The following is a 12,860-nucleotide window of genomic DNA, read 5'->3' on the forward strand; positions in this document are numbered from 1 at the left end:
CTCCAAGGCCTCGGCTCGTTTCCCACCGAGGTCTTGGAGCACCTGTTATTTATTTTTCGCTTTATCGGAATTGGAATGATCGTTACTTTTTTGGCCGGAATCGGACTTTGCATTACCCGGCTTGGAATCGGAAGAGTTCGGCTTTGACTTGTCTTCTTCTTCATTGGACGCGCTGTTGCCGTTGTTTGATTTTTCCTTGATCTCCGTCTGGGCCGCCGAAGATGATGAATCCTGAATTTCAGCATCGGCTTTCTCCGACTTATTACTCTGGCCCTGATTCCCGGACTTGTCCAAATGATTCTGGGAAGAGGCGGCTTTGTTTGCGGAAGCACCGTTTTGCCTGGTCGGCTGAGAGGATACGCCCTGCGTCTCGGGGTTGAGCGGAATCTTCCGAAGAGGCGGTTTCCGGGCTGCTTGAGGCGCTGTCCCCGTCGGTCCCGGTATCATTTTGCACATCCTCAGCATCATCGTCCCCGGAGGCCTTTTTCGTTTCTTTGATTGCTTTCATAATATCTTTTACGGGCTTTCTCAGCCATTGGGTAACATCAACACTGCTTGGGTCCCCCGTGCTGGCCTGCAGTTTTTCCACAAGGTTCAGTTTGCCGGGCGTGGTGTCAAGTGCGCGCGCCTCCTGGACTCTTTCGTACCCAACGCTGACGGACTCCACATCTACAGGCGTCTTCGCGTCATCCACTTCCTGTTCGGCAGTATCCTTCAGGTTGGTTGCCAGTTTTTCCGCGCTTGTTTCATTATCGCTGTAGGTCGCGATCATGATTCCACCCGGATCATCGGATTGAAAGTAGCCTTCCTGACTAATCTGTTGAACCGTGCTTCTGACCGCTTCATCGATTGACTGATTTTGCAGATTTAACTGCTCCAGAACTTTTACGGCATCCTGATCCACTGCTTTTGCACTGAGAACCCTGCCGAACCGGTTGACGGAGTATTCAATCGAAGGGTTCACATCCAGGCTGACATAAATGCAAGGGGTGCAATAGGCCCACGCCGATACGCCGAACATAAGCGTCAAAGCCGCCGCGACAGTTATAGCCATTGTTTTCGCCGGATTTCCAAACACCTGCTTTTTCATTTCTATCACCTGTCCAATCGCATAATTTCTGTCTTTGACCTTGATTATGCAACCATCGTCCGACAGGGCCGCAGCATGAGCTCCCCTGATTTCTACAATAACGCCTTTCATCTGTTCAGCTCCTCCCGGACATATCGCATATATCCAGCGAGGAAGGGATAATCCCCGGTCATTATCTCTACCCCCGCTATGATATATTTACGGTGACGTTCCAGTATTTTTCGGGGCACTCCGCTGTTCTTTTCCAAAGTTTTGATCGGGAGGCACCTGGAACGCCTCATCTCACTGACCAAAACAGAGCTGCTTACGATGCAGGCAATGACCTTCGCGCATGCTTTTTTCGTCTTCTCTGCCTTTGGGGAACATTTTGTCAGATCAAAAAATGAAAATCCGTATCTTGAAAAGTCCTGTCCCGCGCATTCGATCTCCATTTTCAGAGAATCGTCCGCCGCCCTTTCGCTTTGATACAAAACCGCTTTTGACACCGTTGCGTTTTCTTCGCTCTCCTCCGGATCGGAATCCAGCGTGGAAAGACTCACTGCGGTTTCCGCGCGGAATTTCGCCTGAGACCGTATGTAATCGATTAGTTTTCTGCGAATTACAAGTTTGGCAAACCCTGAAAAGCTGCCTCGATCCGCCGAATAAGCCTTTACCGCCTGTGAAAATGCACCCAGTGCCACCGCCCACTCGTCGTCATTTTTTGTTAAATAACGTTTTGTTGTCTCCGATGCGCATTTCAGAATAAATAATTCATTTTTCCGTACAAAGGAATTGAAAAAAAGATCGTCCTTTGCCGCGCGGACAGCCTGTTGATTCATTTCGCACAAGTTTGTTTCTCCCTCCCAATTTTCCCCCGCTTATAGAATATCCGTTCGCTTCCTTACGAATCACCGCCTTGCAGGAACAAAAGATCATGATCCATAAGATTGATAACCTCCAATCCCGTTATTTGACAATTTCAGCCCTGATTTTGAATTTATTCTACCATAACCTGGGAAAGAGAATAATCTCGTTGTTCGAAAAACAACACAATTTTACGATTAGCTGCCTTCCGTTCCCTGCGATACCGGAATTTCCTGCTGGCAGTTCCGGACCGTAAAGCGGACATCGTCGGAACAATCAGCTCCGAAGACGATAAAGGCCCGCGAACAGGTTTGAAAGCTGTTCGCGCGCCCTTTGCGTTTCTGTTTTATGAAACCGTGACAATACTCAGCCGCTGAGCAGACTTTCCCTGTTCCGCCGCATAAACGCCCGCCTGACCGGAACCTGCCGCTCTGATTTGATAGAAATAACTGCCGCCGGACTGTGTGACGGAGACGGACTGGATGACCGAGCTGTTACCGGTGTTAAAATGTAAAACGGGATTACCGGAAGCCGGAGTAAATTTAAACATGTAGGTTTTGCCTTTCGACATGGTAAACAAATAGGGAGTGTCGGATCGAATCCCGGCGGGAACCTGACCGGAAAGCGTTCCGTTCGCGGTAAAGGATGCGGAAGCTCCGCTCGCGTCCTTGGTTGTGATCACCGCCGCGCCCGTTCCGGCATTTGTGATTTTAAACAGATATCCGTCGGAAGCTTTGCCGTAATAGGATACCGCCACCGCGGATGGATTGGAGGAAGTCGCGGTCGGAGCCGTCGAGCCGGTCGAATAGATCTTATAAATATAGGAATTATTCGATCCGAACGTATAAGAGGCCGTCGTGTCGCACTTGAGAGTCCCCGTCGAAACCGGAGCGCTACTTTGCAGTGTCCCGTTGGCGGTAAAGGATGCGGATGCTCCGCTCGCGTCCTTGGTTGTGATCACCGCCGCGCCCGTTCCGGCATTTGTGATTTTAAACAGATATCCGCCGGAAGTTTTGCCGTAATAGGATACCGTCACTGCGGACGGATTGGAGGAAGTCGCGGTCGGGGCTGTTGAACCGGTCGAGTAAATCTTATAAATATAGGAATGATTGGACCCAAATGTATATGAAGCCGTTGTGTCGCATTTCAAAGTTCCGCCGTTATCGGCAGAACCGGAGTTGTCCTGTGGAGTCGAAACGGTGGATGTTCCGGAACCGACCGCCGTAAAGGATACCGCGGTCCCATTCCCCGCCGTCGTCGTAATTACTGCCTCGCCCGGTCCGTTATTCGTAATCTTATACAGGAAGCCGTCCGTCAGCCTCTTGGAATAGGACACACTGACGGCAGCAGGATTCGAGGAGGACGCGGAGGGCGTAAAGGTGTCGTTGGTCGTAATCTTGTAATAATAAATCGAGTTCGTTCCGAATGTATAGGTTCCGGTGGTATCACAGGTGAAATTCTGCTCGGAAGAATCCGGTACCGTAGGAGTCGTGATCCCATCGCCGCTGCCACTGCCGCTGCCGGAATAATCGTAGAAACTGTAATCAACGTCACACGAGCCTGATACACCGGGCACCGACCTTTGGCCGTACTGCCACATGGTATATGGGCTGAAGCTCGTCATGTCCGTACTGTGCGCTATCCATGTGTCGTACTGTGCGACCAGCGGACTGGTCAAATGAGCTTTGTAAAAGCTGTAGTAGCTGTAAACAACGGTCTTATACCCGGCCGCCTCAAGTTTACTGCAAAAAGCCTGTACCATCTGTCCGAGCGTGTCTGTGGACAATCCCCACTGATCCTTGTCCTCAACATCATAGGCGACAGGATAGTCCAGTTGTCTGCCATTGAGAATATGCAGGCAGAAGTCGGCCTCCGTTTCCGCCATTTCCACGCTGGTGGCGTAACTGTAATGATAAGCGCCAACCTTCAAACCGTTTGCCTTCGCGTTGGAATAATTGGTTTCAAAGTACGGGTCTGTCTGCGTAGACCAGTTCTCACTGCCGAATCCGGTACGGATCATGGCAAAATCAATGCCGTAATTTTTCACGGCGGCCCAGTCAACTGTTCCCTGATAGCGGGAAACATCGATCCCCTTATAAGCGACGTTGACAACACAGGACGCGCTGTACGCGCCTGTTGTAGCGGTTACAATCGTCTGACCGATTTTTTTGCCGGTCACCTGCCCCTGGCTGTCCACCGTGGCAATCGTGCTGTCGGCGGATGTCCATGTAACATCCGTATCGACCGAGGAACCAAAGTAAGCGCATAATGTCGTGTAATCACCCACTCTTACTCCGATCGACGACTCATTGAGTTGGAATCCCCCCGAACTGTTATCTGCAGCAAAGGTCGGAAAAGACATTAGTATCATACCAGATACGACCAGGATCAGAGCAAGAATCTTTTTTTTCAACACTGTTCCTCCGTTTCATTTCATTTCATTTTGTAGAAAGCGAACTTTCCGTCGAATTCTGTTACATTATTTATTATATTTTTTTGGTAGTTTCCTGTCAAGCGAATACTACAAAAAGAGGCTTCCTGTTTTTGGGAACAAATCAATTCTTCTTTCTATTTTTCCTTTTTGTCTTGCGCTTCCAAAACTCTGCATGATATAATATTAACAATTAAACCGAAATGACAATTTGGAGGGAAATTGATAATATGGCTGTTAAATTTATCACGGCGAAGGAAGCCGCGTCCATGGTGCCGAACGGTGTTAACTTTGGGTCAAACGGATTTATGGGCACTGCCTTTGCCGAAGAAATCGCGATGGAACTGGAACAAAGGTTCCTGGAAACCGGCGAGCCGAATCAACTGACCCTTGTTTTCTGCGCCGCCCAGGGGGACAACGACAAGCGTGGCCTCCAGCATCTGGCCCATGAAGGCATGGTCCGCCGGATGATCGGGGCCCATTATGGAATGGCCCGCAAACTTGGGGAACTGGTTGTACAGAACAAGGTGGTCGCCTATGACTTTCCTCAGGGCGTCATGTGCCATCTGCTCCGTACCACGGCTGCCCATCAGCCCGGCGAACTGACCCAGGTTGGTCTGGGAACCTTTGTCGACCCCCGGGTTTCCGGCGGAAAAATGAACGACATGACCAAGAAGGAAGAAGATCTTGTCCAGCTCCTGCAGGTAAACGGCGAGGATTATCTTTTTTATAAAAGCATCCCTCTCGATTATGTCATCATTGGCGGTACCTATGCGGATGAAAATGGAAATATCTCTTTTGAACGGGAAGGTTCTAAAGCGGAGGCCCTCGCAATGGCACAGGCTTGCCGAAATTCCGGCGGAACCGTGTTCGTCCAGGTGCAGAAAGTTGTAAAGGCAGGTTCGCTAGACCCCCAGAAGGTTGAAATTCCGGGCGTCCTGGTCGATTATGTCGTCGTGGCAAGCGATCTGAAATACTGCGCACAGAACTTCGGCACCGAATACAATCCGGGGTTTTCAGGCGAACACCGGATGAGCCTGTCGGAATTCACGCCTGCTCCCCTGAACAGCAAAAAGGCAATCGCGCGCCGCGCCGCCATGGAGCTGGAGAACGACAGCACCGTCAACCTTGGGATCGGCGTTCCCGAATTCATCTCTTCCGTTGCGGTGGAGGAAGGAATCAGCGATAAATTCACCCTGACCGTGGAATCCGGACTGTTCGGAGGAAATCCGCAGAGCGGGCACGATTTCGGCGAAAGTCTGAATCCGGAAAGTATGATTGCAATGCCCTCCATGTTTGATTTCTACGACGGCGGCGGACTGGACCAGGCCTTTGCCGGATTTGCTCAGGGGGATACCGCCGGCAACGTCAATGTCTCGAAATTCAGCGGAAGACTTCCCGGGTGCGGCGGATTTATCGATATTACGCAGAACGCAAAAAAGCTTTATTTTTGTGGAACCTTCTCGGCGGCCGGACTGAAAACGGAAATCGGCGATGGCAAACTGAAAATCGTCACAGAAGGAAAGTCAATGAAATTCTGCGAGCAGGTCGAGCAGATTACTTTCAGCGCGAAAACCGCAATCGCAAATAATCAGCCGGTTATGTATATTACGGAGCGCGCCGTATTCCGCCTGACCAAAGACGGTTTGATGCTGTGCGAGGCCGCGCCGGGCATCGACGTGGAAAATGATATTTTGTCGCTCATGCCGGTACGACCTATCATTTCTCCGGATTTTCATCTGATGGACGCACGGATTTTTATAGATGAAAAAATGGGACTGAGCGAATAAAGATTTCTCGCCTTTTTAACCGAAACATTGTCATAGGCATTTGCTTGCATATGCTGTTATTTTTGTACTATTAAAAACGACCGAAAAACAATCTAAAAAGCCGGGACAGCCAATATTTTCTGGCATGGCTGCCCCGGCTTTTGGGTTTAATATTCAATTAATTTCAAAGGAAGATTGCCGGCGGCAGAACCTAAGCCGCGAAACCCTCACAGCCTTCTTGAGCCACAGGCTGCGGTGGTGCGGGGCCCAGTTAATAGAGACGCGCGGAAATAAAAAAACAGCAGCCCATGCTTTAACACGAACTGCTGATTATGGCTCCCCAAGTTGGACTCGAACCAACGACCCTGCGGTTAACAGCCGCATGCTCTACCGGCTGAGCTATTGAGGAATATGAAGATGTTGGCACCACCTATTGTCCCGGGCCGTTACCAGCCAAGTATCTTCGGCGCAGATGAGCTTAACTTCCGTGTTCGGAATGGGAACGGGTGTACCCTCATCGCAATCGACACCAACTATATTCAACTATTTAATGATCAAACTTGGTGACCCGTGCGGGAATCGAACCCACGTTAACGGCGTGAGAGGCCGCTGTCTTAACCGCTTGACCAACGGGCCATATCCAACATCTTTTCAGCCGGCACGGAGGTCAGGGTCCCTGACCCCTTTCCGACTTCCTCTTGGTGCACCATCAGGGATTCGAACCCGGGACACCCTGATTAAGAGGTATGGTGGCCTGAAAGATTTTCGTTGTAATAGTAACTATTTTTATATACAATATTGATATTTTTATGTTCAACAATATTCTATAATGCTTTATCGAATTAATAGGATCGGCTAATCCGGTTCTATTTTTTTATACTCATTTTTCGAAGAGGAGGATGACAATGAACAAAAAGGTCCTTGACCTTGTGACTGCAAACCGTCCACATTGTAACCAAGATTTATAGAGGAGAGTATAAAATGAAAAAATTATCACTTTCAAGAGCCCGTGAGTTGGTTAAGCGTGAGTTAGGTATCAGCACCGCAGACTTATTTGCTCCGCCTGATATGAACGGTAATCCGAATTATCCCTGGTACATGATGACATCCGGAACGATGCTTATCGAAGTACACACGGAAGATTTCCATCAAGGCAAATACACTGATAAAATGGTTGCTCTATGCGTTACCCACGAAAACAGCTCCAAAGGTACGATAGAATATTTTTACGGTGACACTCTTGAATATGCCGCACCTTACACGGATTGGAATAATCGTGAAGCGTTCTGCGAAGGCATGGAAGATCCACAGGGCGATGCAAAGCTCTGCCGCCTGAAGCGAGAAGCAATGGATTCCTGCTGGGGACATTTCCATCAAAAAACTCCGGTACAAATCGGATTTAAAGCTGGTACGCTGCTAATCGTGAAGAACAACCACGCTGTATTTGATCGATACGACGGCTTTTTCAAGGCAAATCCAGACTATAAAGAACTTGCACAGCATTTTATATGCAATGGAATTCCCGCTCAAGACTCACGTCTGAGATTCATCGGTAATGGAAAACTTGCTTATAATGACACTCCGGTTTATGTCTTGCAAGATCCTGTAAACAAGCAGGTATTCCTATATGATGCGAAATGTACAGACGGATTGGAAGTATCATCAGAGGAAAATCAAATTACTTCCCCAGTTCATGAAATACAGGGTTCTCCCGAAGAGGCTATGGAGGAAGGACCGGAAATGTCTCTATAATATCCGGAATGATTACCATGATAAAAACAAGGTTAACCGGCTTACCTGCCGATTTGGACAGCTTCTTGAATGATTTCAAGAGGTATTTTTTAGTTTCTGAGGAATCCAAGTCTTATCAAAACAGCAATAGTAAATTTGTGCGTAAGTATATGGATGTGGAGGAAAAAAGCATGTGTAAGGTAACGGCAATTGTAAATCAAAAGGGCGGCGTCGGCAAAACTACAACCTGTGCAAATCTAGGCATCGGTTTGAGACGCAAAGGATATAAAGTGCTGCTGATCGATGCAGATCCACAGGGAAGCCTGACAGACAGCCTCGGCTACTGTGACCCGGACGGTATAGAAAACACACTTGCAACAATTATGGGGAAATTCATGAACGATGAGAATGTCACTCAGAACGAGGGAATTCTTCACCATAATGAGGGAATCGACTTGCTGCCCGGCAACATTGAGCTTTCCGGCATTGAAGTATCTCTGGTCAATATGATGAGCCGCGAAACAATCTTAAGGCGGTATATCGACACTATCCGCGAGTGCTACGATTATATCCTGATCGACTGTATGCCTTCCCTCGGGATGGTAACCGTCAACGCTCTGACAGCCGCTGACACGGTTCTCATACCTGTACAAGCGCAGTATCTTCCGTTAAAAGGTTTGGAACAGCTTTTGAAAACCATCGCAAAAGTACGTCGGCAAATTAATCCGAAGCTAGAAATAGAAGGTATCCTCCTGACAATGGTTGACACCCGGCCAAACTTTGTAAAAGATATTGTTTCACTACTTCATGATACCTATGATGGAAGGATAAAAATCTACAGTCAGATGATTCCCCTATCCGTCCGGGCTGCGGAAACCAGCGCCGAAGGCAAAAGCATCTACCTTCACGATCCGCACGGAAAAGTCGCCCGCGCATATGAAGCATTGACAGAGGAGGTTATCACCGGATGAACGGTCTCAAAAGCGATGCCGCGAGAAAAATTCACATTGCATCGGTTGATGATATTTTTGGTATAGATAAAGGGCCGGTCAAGATGAATGGAGTTCAAGATATTCCCCTTACCGAACTCCACCCATTTAAGAACCATCCATTTCAGGTTCGGGACGACGACGAAATGCAAAAGTTGGTTGATAGCGTTCGGGAACACGGCGTACTAATGCCTGGTATCGCCCGTCTTCGCAACGAGGGCGGCTATGAAATCATTGCAGGACATCGTAGAAAGCACGCAAGTGAATTAGCCGGTTGTGCCACAATGCCCTTTATTGTGGAAAGCTACGATGACGATGCAGCGACCATTATAATGGTGGACACTAACATTCAGCGAGAAGATTTACTTCCAAGCGAACGCGCTTTTTCTTACAAAATGAAGCTAGATGCCATGAAAAGGCAAGCGGGTCGTCCCTCAAAGGACAATGTGTCCCAAGTTGGGACACAAAAACGTTCCGATCAGATTATGGCCGAAGAGATTGGTCAAAGCCGCAATCAGATTCAGCGATACATCCGGTTGACGGAGCTTCTTCCAGACTTACTGAAGCTGGTCGATGAAAAGAAATTCTCATTCAATCCCGCCGTTGAGGTTTCCTATCTCCACAGCGATGAACAACGCCAGTTGCTTGAGGTCATGCGGGAAAACGATTGTACTCCGTCCATCAAACAGGCTAAGCGTTTAAAGGAGTTGAGCCAATCCGGCAGCCTTGACCTGAGCACCATAAACGTCGTTATGACAGAGGGTAAGGCCGATCCGATAAAAGTTACGCTGCCGGGAAAAAAGCTGAAGCAATACTTTCCTGTCGATTACACGCCAGCTCAAATGGAAGATGTAATACTGAAACTCCTGCAAAACTGGAAACTGTCAGGAGGGCAATAAAATGGAAGAAGAATTCTTAGGATATTGCTTTATGGGGGATGAAACCTATTCCTTCCCCGTTCACTTAAAAGGCATTTTCGCGGTAGAGTCCTATCTTGCGATCCAGGTTCCGCTGCAGCATCGCGTTGTCATTTGTGATTCAGATGACTATCGGATTTTTGAATCGCTGGACGGCAAGATCATCTTTCCAAACAAGGCTGGTGGAATATCTTGCTGATGATTCGATTCTATAATCTGCAAAATAAATACACGGATCAAATCGGGCCTTTCCAGAATTCAGAAATCAGCCAAATGATGCAAAAGGCCCGGCGGTTCGCAAAACAGCATTCAAACATTCGGGGATGGACGGTTTATGAGCAAGTGGGCGGCTGCTGGTTTCCATACCGCGCTTTCAATCGCTGCATCCGGTATGATTTGCAAGAAAATTTATCCGTTTCTTAATCCGGCATGTCTGAATTTTGTGATATTTCGTGATATAATAAAAAAAAGAAGGTGCTTATTGTGAAAAAAGAACTTGGGCCTTATGGGATCGACCAGATCGGTGCAATTGTTCCGGAATATGAGCCAACCGGTTTGGAATCCGACTGGGAAGTGTTCGGCGGCATGACACAGGAAGAACGCGAAGCTGAGGTTGACCGGGAAGAGGCGGAGGAACGGAGAAAGGAATTTTCCGATTAATCAAATCTGTCAAGGAGCGCTGCGGTGCTCCTTTTCATTTAACAAAGAAAAAGCTGTGATAGAATGGAGGGAAAGGATGGGAACAGATTGGGGCTATATTATGGATTTAGCACAAATTATAACTTTAATTCTTGGCGTATTGGCAATACTGGCTGCTGTTATCAAAGACCAGCCGTTCCGGCCATATTCATCGGAGCGGCTGGCTGAACTCGCGGAAGACATTAAGGCAAATGGACAAATCAGCCCTTGTACTGTCAGAAAAAAAGATGAAAAATATATCATTCTAGCGGGCCGAAACCGAAAGAAAGCCTGTCAGATTGCGGGAGTAAAAGTATCTTGTATTGTAATAGAGTGCGACGATCCTACTGCTAACCTGATTTTGGTTAACAGCAACCTCAACCAGAGACAGGAACTGCTTCCATCCGAAAAAGCATTCGCGTATAAACTCTAAAAGGAAAGCTACGAAGCGAAAGGACAGCGTAAAACCGCCGCAGCCGTCGCGGAACAAAATTCGGAGAATGTCAAAATGATTCAGCGCTATATTAAACTCACAAAATTGACTCCGGGACTTTTGAATATGGTCGATGATGGGCGGCTTCCTGTTATGGTTGGTGTGGAACTGGCATATCTTTTACACGCTGATTTAGAAATGGTTTCTTCTTATCTGTTAAATCATCCGCAACTAGAAGTCAGCGTCAATCAAGCGGGATTGATTCGTAAATTGTGCCCAGTTTCCATCATAGAACTGGATCATCTATTCTTTCCATGTGAGAGCGAGGACGAACCCAAAGAACAAAAATTGGAAAAGAAAGCAGTATCACCGGTATCTGTCTCAATCAAGATAGACGATTTAAAGGATTTAGGATGTGACTTTGATTTTGAAGAATCGTCAAAAGCCGATATCAGAGAGTTTATTTTGGAAAGTCTCAATGACTATTTTCAGCAGTCCGATTAGGTCGGACATTTTGTCCGACTTACTCAAGTAATATTTAGGAGGTTGTAGTATTGAAAGATGTAATAGTATTTGCTATAACAATGATTATTACAAGCATAATAATAAGCTTTATTCGTATCATTAGAGCAAAAAAATAAGTATATAAAACTAATGCGGGTCAGAGGATGGCTATTACACCAAAGAGCAGGCGCACGGAAGCATTAAGTACATGTATAATTTCGACGGCAGCGAAACCGACAACGGAGAAATGTATGATTTACTCCAATACTCCGGTGGCAAATACGCTTACTGTCTGCACTGCGATAAGCGTCTGTTCCGGATGGAGTTATGATAAAGAAATGAGTATATTAACTTTACATTAAAGCAACTTGACAATCATTTCCAAAAGTCTTATTTTATGAATGGAGGAAAAATTATGAAAAAGATTGCCCTAACGCCGAAAGCAACAAAGATTGCCCTGGTTACGGGGATATTCCTGATTTGCGGCGGCGTATTGGCCGTTGTTTTGAATAACGCAAACGCTCAAGTACAAACGACAGACAGGGAAATCTCCAGCTCCAGTGCAGTTTCATCGTCCGACGCTCCGGAGATTTCCATTGCGGGCATCAACTCGGAAGACAGTATCTCTCATACCGTGTCCGAAACAACCGGAACCAACTCCGCATTTGACCCGCAAAAGGAGAGCTCCCGCAGCGAACCGTTAACGACCAGCTCAAAGCCCACATCGAAACCGCCGAAGCCGGTTGTCGAGGGTGACAGCGTAAACGGCAGTCAGCCGACCAATTCGGTGCTCACCGATAAAAGCCACAAGCCAACCTATACCAGTAAGCCAACCATAACATCAAGGCCCAGCTCGTCTAAGCCTAGTACCGTGAGCAGCAGCCCAACAAATGGAGAAAAAAGCAATGGTAAAACATATGTTAATGGATGGGGATGGGTAGACGGTACTGGAGGTGGAACAGGTTCAACAGCTAGTGATATGTATGAAGACGGAGTAAAAGTTGGGATCATGGATTAAAATTCAATAACATTTGAGGGCACAGTTTGCAAACACAAGCTGTGTCCTTTTTGTATCCGGAGGGTGAAAAATGAAGCGACTATTTTCTATGCTTCTCTGTGCTGCTCTGCTGATCTCCTGCGCTTCTATTCCAGCTTTTGCTGGGGACGGGGAAGGCAATATCGATAACGGCGGAGGTGATATGGGCAGTGGAACCGCTCAAAACATCTGGCACACCGGACAAGAGGGTGTGCGAGTTACGGTGGTACGTGCCAGCGATAACAAACCTGTCTCTGTTCCTGTGGATCTCACTAACAAAGATGAAAGCAACGTTGAGCTTCATTTTGGAAAAAAAAGCAAACTCCACTACCGAAACGGAACGTCATTTATTTTAACAGCAACGAATTACACGTTCACAAATCCATCAGAACCATTACCTAAAATTATTAGTGATGGCGGAGGCAATACAAATATAGAA

At 47.3% G+C, this 12,860-nt stretch carries 13 protein-coding genes, 2 tRNA genes and 1 rRNA gene; 10 read left to right on the forward strand and 6 right to left on the reverse strand.

The genetic code is table 11. The features are described from left to right. Positions 1-262 precede the first annotated feature (262 nt). The 3 genes from HCR03_RS04450 to HCR03_RS04460 all read right to left on the reverse strand — a co-directional run bounded on the left by HCR03_RS04450 (position 263) and on the right by HCR03_RS04460 (position 4,346). Complete coding sequence (locus HCR03_RS04450; protein ID WP_187036811.1) at positions 263-1,201, reverse strand: anti-sigma-I factor RsgI family protein; 939 nt, start codon at positions 1,199-1,201, stop codon at positions 263-265. Further along, positions 1,198-1,908, reverse strand: a complete 711-nt coding sequence (locus HCR03_RS04455) for a sigma factor (RefSeq protein WP_066643498.1) — start codon at positions 1,906-1,908, stop codon at positions 1,198-1,200. The genes HCR03_RS04450 and HCR03_RS04455 overlap by 4 nt, the downstream gene beginning before the upstream one ends. Positions 1,909-2,279: 371 nt before the next feature. Continuing rightward, a complete protein-coding gene (locus tag HCR03_RS04460) occupies positions 2,280-4,346 on the reverse strand; it encodes a GH25 family lysozyme (RefSeq protein WP_187036813.1) in 2,067 nt (688 codons plus the stop codon). A 248-nt stretch (positions 4,347-4,594) separates the two neighbouring features. Between HCR03_RS04460 and HCR03_RS04465 the strand changes: the two genes are divergently transcribed. After that, the gene (locus HCR03_RS04465; RefSeq protein WP_187036815.1) at positions 4,595-6,154 is read left to right on the forward strand and encodes an acyl CoA:acetate/3-ketoacid CoA transferase; all 1,560 of its coding nucleotides are present in this window, start codon (positions 4,595-4,597) and stop codon (positions 6,152-6,154) included. A gap of 312 nt (positions 6,155-6,466) precedes the next feature. Here HCR03_RS04465 and HCR03_RS04470 read toward each other — a convergent pair. The 3 genes from HCR03_RS04470 to HCR03_RS04480 all read right to left on the reverse strand — a co-directional run bounded on the left by HCR03_RS04470 (position 6,467) and on the right by HCR03_RS04480 (position 6,769). Continuing rightward, positions 6,467-6,542, reverse strand: a tRNA-Asn gene (locus HCR03_RS04470). 9 nt (positions 6,543-6,551) lie between these two features. After that, positions 6,552-6,667, reverse strand: a 5S ribosomal RNA gene (gene rrf / locus HCR03_RS04475). A 27-nt stretch (positions 6,668-6,694) separates the two neighbouring features. Beyond that, a tRNA-Glu gene (locus HCR03_RS04480) sits at positions 6,695-6,769 on the reverse strand. Between the two features lie 345 nt (positions 6,770-7,114). On the opposite strand from HCR03_RS04480, the gene HCR03_RS04485 reads away from it, so the two are divergent. The 9 genes from HCR03_RS04485 to HCR03_RS04520 all read left to right on the forward strand — a co-directional run bounded on the left by HCR03_RS04485 (position 7,115) and on the right by HCR03_RS04520 (position 12,403). Beyond that, positions 7,115-7,885, forward strand: coding sequence for a hypothetical protein (locus HCR03_RS04485; protein ID WP_187036817.1), 771 nt, complete (start codon positions 7,115-7,117; stop codon positions 7,883-7,885). Positions 7,886-8,055: 170 nt separating this feature from the next. Next, the gene (locus HCR03_RS04490) at positions 8,056-8,835 is read left to right on the forward strand and encodes a ParA family protein (RefSeq protein ID WP_187036819.1); all 780 of its coding nucleotides are present in this window, start codon (positions 8,056-8,058) and stop codon (positions 8,833-8,835) included. Beyond that, positions 8,832-9,752 (forward strand): ParB/RepB/Spo0J family partition protein, encoded by a 921-nt coding sequence (locus tag HCR03_RS04495; RefSeq protein ID WP_187036821.1) that lies wholly within the window; start codon positions 8,832-8,834, stop codon positions 9,750-9,752. Before HCR03_RS04490 ends, HCR03_RS04495 begins: the two co-directional genes overlap by 4 nt. Before the next feature lies 1 nt (position 9,753). Next, positions 9,754-9,969, forward strand: coding sequence for a hypothetical protein (locus tag HCR03_RS04500; RefSeq protein ID WP_187036823.1), 216 nt, complete (start codon positions 9,754-9,756; stop codon positions 9,967-9,969). A gap of 284 nt (positions 9,970-10,253) precedes the next feature. Continuing rightward, positions 10,254-10,430: a hypothetical protein gene (locus tag HCR03_RS04505; RefSeq protein ID WP_187036824.1), complete on the forward strand. Its 177-nt coding sequence runs from the start codon at positions 10,254-10,256 to the stop codon at positions 10,428-10,430. Positions 10,431-10,506: 76 nt separating this feature from the next. Further along, positions 10,507-10,881, forward strand: a complete 375-nt coding sequence (locus HCR03_RS04510; RefSeq protein WP_187036826.1) for a ParB/RepB/Spo0J family partition protein — start codon at positions 10,507-10,509, stop codon at positions 10,879-10,881. 75 nt (positions 10,882-10,956) lie between these two features. After that, positions 10,957-11,385, forward strand: a complete 429-nt coding sequence (locus HCR03_RS04515; protein WP_187036828.1) for a hypothetical protein — start codon at positions 10,957-10,959, stop codon at positions 11,383-11,385. 208 nt (positions 11,386-11,593) lie between these two features. After that, positions 11,594-11,716, forward strand: coding sequence for a hypothetical protein (locus tag HCR03_RS20045; protein WP_267459218.1), 123 nt, complete (start codon positions 11,594-11,596; stop codon positions 11,714-11,716). Between the two features lie 84 nt (positions 11,717-11,800). Beyond that, positions 11,801-12,403, forward strand: a complete 603-nt coding sequence (locus HCR03_RS04520; protein ID WP_187036830.1) for a DUF6550 family protein — start codon at positions 11,801-11,803, stop codon at positions 12,401-12,403. The last annotated feature ends 457 nt before the right edge of the window (positions 12,404-12,860 follow it).

Origin of the sequence: Caproicibacter fermentans, from assembly GCF_014303955.1 — a bacterium.
GTDB lineage: Bacteria > Bacillota > Clostridia > Oscillospirales > Acutalibacteraceae > Caproicibacter > Caproicibacter fermentans.

Excerpts from the sequence above, each read along its gene's own strand:
- HCR03_RS04485 (WP_187036817.1), top strand. The coding sequence starts at position 7,115 with ATGAAAAAATTATCACTTTCAAGAGCCCGTGAGTTGGTTAAGCGTGAG.
- HCR03_RS04495 (WP_187036821.1), top strand. The coding sequence starts at position 8,832 with ATGAACGGTCTCAAAAGCGATGCCGCGAGAAAAATTCACATTGCATCG.
- HCR03_RS04450 (WP_187036811.1), bottom strand. The coding sequence starts at position 1,201 with ATGAAAGGCGTTATTGTAGAAATCAGGGGAGCTCATGCTGCGGCCCTG.
- HCR03_RS04455 (WP_066643498.1), bottom strand. The coding sequence starts at position 1,908 with ATGAATCAACAGGCTGTCCGCGCGGCAAAGGACGATCTTTTTTTCAAT.
- HCR03_RS04490 (WP_187036819.1), top strand. The coding sequence starts at position 8,056 with ATGTGTAAGGTAACGGCAATTGTAAATCAAAAGGGCGGCGTCGGCAAA.
- HCR03_RS04515 (WP_187036828.1), top strand. The coding sequence starts at position 10,957 with ATGATTCAGCGCTATATTAAACTCACAAAATTGACTCCGGGACTTTTG.
- HCR03_RS20045 (WP_267459218.1), top strand. The coding sequence starts at position 11,594 with ATGTATAATTTCGACGGCAGCGAAACCGACAACGGAGAAATGTATGAT.
- HCR03_RS04465 (WP_187036815.1), top strand. The coding sequence starts at position 4,595 with ATGGCTGTTAAATTTATCACGGCGAAGGAAGCCGCGTCCATGGTGCCG.
- HCR03_RS04510 (WP_187036826.1), top strand. The coding sequence starts at position 10,507 with ATGGGAACAGATTGGGGCTATATTATGGATTTAGCACAAATTATAACT.
- HCR03_RS04520 (WP_187036830.1), top strand. The coding sequence starts at position 11,801 with ATGAAAAAGATTGCCCTAACGCCGAAAGCAACAAAGATTGCCCTGGTT.
- HCR03_RS04500 (WP_187036823.1), top strand. The coding sequence starts at position 9,754 with ATGGAAGAAGAATTCTTAGGATATTGCTTTATGGGGGATGAAACCTAT.